The organism is Mycobacterium sp., from assembly GCF_025965855.1.
Taxonomy (GTDB): domain Bacteria; phylum Actinomycetota; class Actinomycetes; order Mycobacteriales; family Mycobacteriaceae; genus Mycobacterium.
Genome location: NZ_JAOPWB010000339.1, coordinates 1 through 5,381 on the forward strand (window position 1 = coordinate 1; position 5,381 = coordinate 5,381).

4 protein-coding genes and 1 pseudogene are annotated in these 5,381 nt (G+C 65.7%); 1 reads left to right on the forward strand and 4 read right to left on the reverse strand.

All coding sequences use genetic code 11. The features are described from left to right. From JWP83_RS29265 to JWP83_RS29275, 3 genes and pseudogenes are all read right to left on the reverse strand, one after another. Positions 1-1,313: pseudogene (locus JWP83_RS29265) on the reverse strand (DNA-directed RNA polymerase subunit beta); the annotation flags it as partial. 426 nt (positions 1,314-1,739) lie between these two features. Continuing rightward, positions 1,740-2,753, reverse strand: coding sequence for an ABC transporter ATP-binding protein (locus tag JWP83_RS29270; RefSeq protein ID WP_297738577.1), 1,014 nt, complete (start codon positions 2,751-2,753; stop codon positions 1,740-1,742). Positions 2,754-2,913: 160 nt separating this feature from the next. Next, positions 2,914-4,440, reverse strand: a complete 1,527-nt coding sequence (locus JWP83_RS29275; protein WP_297738579.1) for a carotenoid oxygenase family protein — start codon at positions 4,438-4,440, stop codon at positions 2,914-2,916. Between the two features lie 71 nt (positions 4,441-4,511). Between JWP83_RS29275 and JWP83_RS29280 the strand changes: the two genes are divergently transcribed. Beyond that, positions 4,512-5,186 (forward strand): TetR/AcrR family transcriptional regulator, encoded by a 675-nt coding sequence (locus JWP83_RS29280; protein ID WP_297738581.1) that lies wholly within the window; start codon positions 4,512-4,514, stop codon positions 5,184-5,186. 61 nt (positions 5,187-5,247) lie between these two features. Here the strand turns inward: JWP83_RS29280 and JWP83_RS29285 are convergent. Beyond that, positions 5,248-5,381, reverse strand: a 134-nt coding sequence (locus tag JWP83_RS29285) for a ribosomal protein L7/L12 (RefSeq protein WP_297738583.1), incomplete at its 5' end; no start/stop codon positions are given.

Genomic DNA, 5,381 nt, shown 5'->3' on the forward strand with positions numbered 1-5,381 from the left:
TGGGTCAGACCCGACAGCGGGTTGTTCTGGTCCATGAACTGCGACAGCTGGCTGGTGCCGAAGAACTCCTTGATCGCGGCGACCACCGGCCGGATGTTGATCAGCGTCTGCGGCGTGATGGCCTCGACGTCCTGAGTGGTCATCCGCTCGCGGACGACGCGCTCCATCCTGGACATGCCGACCCGGATCTGGTTCTGGATCAGCTCGCCGACCGTGCGCAGCCGGCGGTTGCCGAAGTGGTCGATGTCGTCGGTTTCCACCGGAACCTCGACGCCGCCGGGAACGGTCATGACCGACTGTCCCTCGTGCAGGCGCACCAGGTACTCGATGGTGGCGACGACGTCCTCTTCGGTCAGCGTGGTCGTCGTGATCGGGGTCTCGGTGTTCAGGCCCAGCTTCTTGTTGACCTTGTAGCGACCCACCCGGGCCAGGTCGTAGCGCTTCTCCTTGAAGAAGAGGTTCTCCAGCAGGGTCTGCGCGGACTCCTTGGTCGGCGGCTCGCCCGGACGCAGCTTGCGGTAGATGTCCAGCAGCGCCTCGTCGGTTCCGGCGGTGTTGTCCTTCTCCAGCGTCGACATCATGCTCTCGGAGAAGCCGAACCGCTCGCCGATCCGCTCGTTGGTCCAGCCCAGCGCCTTGAGCAGCACGGTGACCGGCTGCCGGCGCTTGCGGTCGATGCGCACGCCGACGGTGTCGCGCTTGTCGACGTCGAACTCGAGCCAGGCGCCGCGGCTCGGGATCACCTTGACGCTGTGCAGCGTCTTCTCGGTGGACTTGTCGATGGTCTCGTCGAAGTAGACGCCGGGCGAGCGCACCAGCTGGCTGACGACGACGCGCTCGGTCCCGTTGATGATGAAGGTGCCCTTCTCGGTCATCATCGGGAAGTCGCCCATGAACACCGTCTGGCTCTTGATCTCGCCGGTGTTGTTGTTGATGAACTCGGCCGTGACGAACAGCGGGGCCGCGTAGGTCATGTCCTTGTCTTTGCACTCGTCGACCGGCGCCTTGACCTCGTCAAAGCGGGGATCGGAGAAAGACAGCGACATGGAGCCCGAGAAGTCCTCGATCGGCGACAGCTCGTAGAGCACCTCTTCGAGGCCACCCACCGGGTTGGCGTCCCCGCGGCTTCCGGCGCCCTCGCGCCAGCGCGGCGAACCGATCAACCACTCAAACGAATCGGTCTGCACGTCAAGAAGCCCTGGAACCTCAAGCGGTTCGCGGAGCTTGGCGAAAGAAACTCGGTTGGGTGCTCCGGGCACGGAGCCGTTGGTGGAACTTTTTTGGCGACTCTTGCTCTGGCGGGAATCTGCCAAGATGCATCCTTCCAGCACCTCGTGCGGCTCACGGGTCCCGGGGACACCGGCCTGTTCGCCGCATCAATTTTGTCGGTTGGCTGGCGAACGATCTGCCCGGATCTCACGCGCGCAACTAAATAGCTAAGCCGCGGGAGGGGGCTCAGGCTAAGACCACAGTGTCAGGTGGCGGGTGAGGTGGGCAGGAGGTAGCCAGCGCAACGTCCAACAATAGCGCAGGACCGCGTATTCCTCAACTACCCACCACAATCAGCCCTGGGACATCGGCGCTGGCTGGCGGTGTCGACTTCCCTCGGGCAGTTCAGATACATGCTGCCCAACAGACTGACCCGTTTACGCCGTGTCGTCAAGAGGGCGGGACGGCAAGTTGCGTCGAGTTAGCGCAAAATTTTCGGATGAGCGCCGCGGGGTCACGGCTGCCGGGTCCTACGCGTCGCCGAACTCGGTCGACCGGAACTTGTGGGTGCCCTCGAGGTCGTCGAGGATCGCCGCCTGGGCGTTCTTCGGCAGCGTGTGGAGGATCTCGCGCACCCGGGCCTGACGGCGGGCGACCGCCTTGCGCTCCGGCATCCCCGGCGTGGCGACGATCTGTGGCGGTACGCCTTCGATCTCCTCGACGCCGCCGGCATGGTGGCCCGCGTCGAGCAGGGCCTGCTCCTCGGCCATGGTGGCCTCGTCCTTCTCCTCGGACATGCCGATCGGCCCGATGCGCCGGCCGTTGAGGAACTGCCGCACGACGGGTTCCTCGCTGGTCAGCAGCACCTCCCGCGGGCCGAACATGACCAGCTTGCGGCGGAACAACATGCCCATGTTGTCCGGCACGGTCCGGGCGATGTTGATGTTGTGCGTCACGATCAGGACGGTGGCGTCGATCTGGGCGTTGATGTCGAGGATCAGCTGGCTCAGGTAGGCGGTACGAACCGGGTCCAGACCCGAGTCGGGCTCGTCGCACAGGATGATCTGCGGGTCCATCACCAGGGCCCGGGCCAGGCTGGCGCGCTTGCGCATACCGCCGGAGATCTCACCGGGGAACTTCTTCTCGTCGCCGCCGAGGCCCACCAGGGTCAGCTTCTCCATGACGATGTCACGGATCTCGCCTTCCTTCTTCTTGGTGTGCTCGCGCAGCGGGAACGCGGCGTTGTCGAACAGGTTCATCGATCCGAACAGCGCGCCGTCCTGGAACATGACGCCGAACAGCGTGCGGATCTCGTAGAGCTCCTTGGCCGAGCACTCGAGGATGTCGGTGCCGTCGATCATGATCGAGCCGCGTTCCGGACGCAGCAGACCGATGAGGGACTTGAGGAACACCGATTTGCCGGTACCCGACGGCCCCAGTAGGACGCTGACCTCCCCGGCGGGGACATCCAACGTCACGTCCTCCCAAATCCTCGAGGGACCGAAGGACTTCGTGAGTCCCCTCACCTCGATAGCGACGCCCATGGGGAATCCTTCCGTCGACTCTCGTGCCCGCCACCTGCCCTTTTCTGTGGCACCAGTCACTGTAGCGCACGTCAGGCACCCGGCATCAGGCTTGGATCGCACCGCCGGCAAAAATTGGCCGACCTGAGACCGCCTGCGCCGCCGCTATTCGACGCGAGTGTTAGCCAGCGGGGGCCCAGTTGCCGTGGAAGCCCATCGGTACCCGCTGCGGCAGGTGCACGGTAGCCATCGATTCGAGGGTCTGCGCATCCAGCAGCACCAGCTGCCCTTCGTCGCGGCCGCGGTGGTAGCCGTAGCCCATCAGGATGCCGTCGTCTTCGGCGGTGTCCTGCGGGTCGCGTGCGGGATTGGGCACAAACGACATCTCGCCGATCAAAAGGTCGGGATCGAGCGGCGCGACCTCGCGGGACCCGGTGGCAAAGTCGTGTTTGTAAAGCGCCGTGGACATTTGAGTTGCTCCGCCGGAGAGGTAGCCGCCATCCATGCCGACGGCGTAGCCGAACCGGTGCCGGCCGCCCAGCAGGGTCTCGTTGATCCGGGGAAACTCCTGTGGCCGCTCGTCGCGGCATTCGGTGGTGACGGCACCGGTCGTCAGGTTGATGGTCCAGCGGTCCAGCGTGGGCCGGCTGTCGCCGGGACCGCGGAGGTCGCGGTCGAACATCCGTGAGTAGCGCACCACGTCGAGTACCAGGACCTCTGACCCGTCACGCATCTCGGAGTAGGCGTTAAGCGGGTGGTAGACGTAGCAGGGTTCGATGTCGAACCAGCGCACTGGGGCTTTGTCGCCGTCACCGCCGGCGTCGCGGGGCATGACACCGATGCGCGCCGGGTAGTTGTCGTTCCAGGCGTAGGGCATCCGATTCATGGGCTGCCGATTGCGATTGATCGTCGTCATGATCGGACTGGGAATCCGGACGCGTCCGATCACCGACTGCAATACCAGCCGGACCGGCAGGCTCAGCCAGCGCGGCACGTTTGTGGGCACGATCTGTACCGGGTCGAACGTCACCGGTAGGTCGTAGATCACCACATATTTGTCGGTCAGGGAGAAGTCGTGCATCATCGGCGACCCGCTCACTTCGACGTCGACTGTCCGGCGTGCGCGGCCGGCGGTGTCGATCACCGAGTACTGCACGGTCCGTCCGCGCGCGAATGAATAGGACACCGCGTGCAGTTCACCGGTCCGGGGATCACGGTGCGGGTGTGCGGTGTAGCCGCCGGCGAGGGTTCCGTCGAAGTCGCAGGGCCCCACGGTGTCCAGGTCTTCGGTGAGTTGGTAATTGGCGCCGCCCCCCTCGACGAGCACTAGTGTTCGTCCGGCGTGGCTCAGCACGTTGGTGTTGGGGCCGACCGAGAGCATTCCGGCGCGCGGGTTCAGTCCCGTGGGCGCCGGCTCGCCCAGCGCGGCGCACACGGCCGCGGTGCGCACCCAGCGGTTGCGGTACCAGCAGGCCTTCCCGCCGCTCAGCGCCACCCCGTGAACCATCGCATCCCCGGTGAACCAGTGATACGTGGCCGGGTCGACCTCTTCGGCCGGGTTGGGCCCGTTGCGCAGGTAGCGCCCGTCGAGGTGCTCCGGGATGTGCCCGGTGACCTCCAGATCGGTCGCGGTGACTTCGGCGCCCACCGGCGCCAAAAAGCCCTCGAGGTATGGATTCCTGGATTGGGTGGCTTGCACGGATGTCACTGCTAAGCTCCTATAACATTGATATTTCGGTGTTATCAGGACCGTACGCCCGCGATGAGAAGATGGCAAGGATGACTTCGGAGACCCAGCGCAGCGTTCGTGATGAGATGCTGCACGCCGCCGTCGGCCTGCTCGACGAGCAGGGGCCCGACGCGCTGCAGACCCGCAGGGTGGCCGGCGCCGCGGGAACCTCGACGATGGCGGTGTACACCCATTTCGGCGGGATGCGCGGCTTGATCGCCGAGGTCGCCGAGGAGGGCCTGCGGCAGTTCGACGCCGCGCTCACGGTGCCCGGGACCGACGACCCGGTCGCCGACCTGTTCGCCATCGGTGCGGCTTACCGGCGCTACGCCATCGAGCGTCCGCACATGTACCGGCTGATGTTCGGCAGCACCAGCGCGCACGGCATCAACGCGCCCGCGGGCAACATCTTGACCCTGACGGTCGCCGAGATCGAACAGCACAATCCCAGCTTTGCGCACGTGGTGCGCGCGGTGCAGCGGTCGGTGCGGGCGGGGCGAATCACCGTCGGCTCCGCAGCCGACGATGCGACCGTCATCGCCACAGCCGCCCAGTTCTGGGCGTTGGTACACGGTTTCGTCATGCTCGAATTGGCCGGCTTCTACGGCGACGACGGCGCGGCCGTCGCACCGGTGCTCGGATCGATGACATCGAAACTTCTTGTGGCTCTGGGAGATTCACCCGAGCGGGTGGCTCAGTCGCAGCGATCGGCGATGTTGCGCTGAACAGACGCAAAAGCCCCCGACACGCCGGGCGTGTGGGAGCTTTTGCGTCTGCTGGGCAGACTTACTTGACGGTGACGGTGGCGCCGGCGGCCTCGAGCTTGGCCTTGGCCTCGCCGGCGGCCTCCTTGGCCACCTTCTCCAACAGCGGCTTGGGCGCGCCGTCGACCAGGTCCTTGGCCTCCTTGAGGCCCAGGC

What these genes read in the sequence shown, in the direction of transcription:
- JWP83_RS29270 (WP_297738577.1), bottom strand. Translation starts at nt 2,753, where the DNA reads ATGGGCGTCGCTATCGAGGTGAGGGGACTCACGAAGTCCTTCGGTCCC.
- JWP83_RS29280 (WP_297738581.1), top strand. Translation starts at nt 4,512, where the DNA reads ATGACTTCGGAGACCCAGCGCAGCGTTCGTGATGAGATGCTGCACGCC.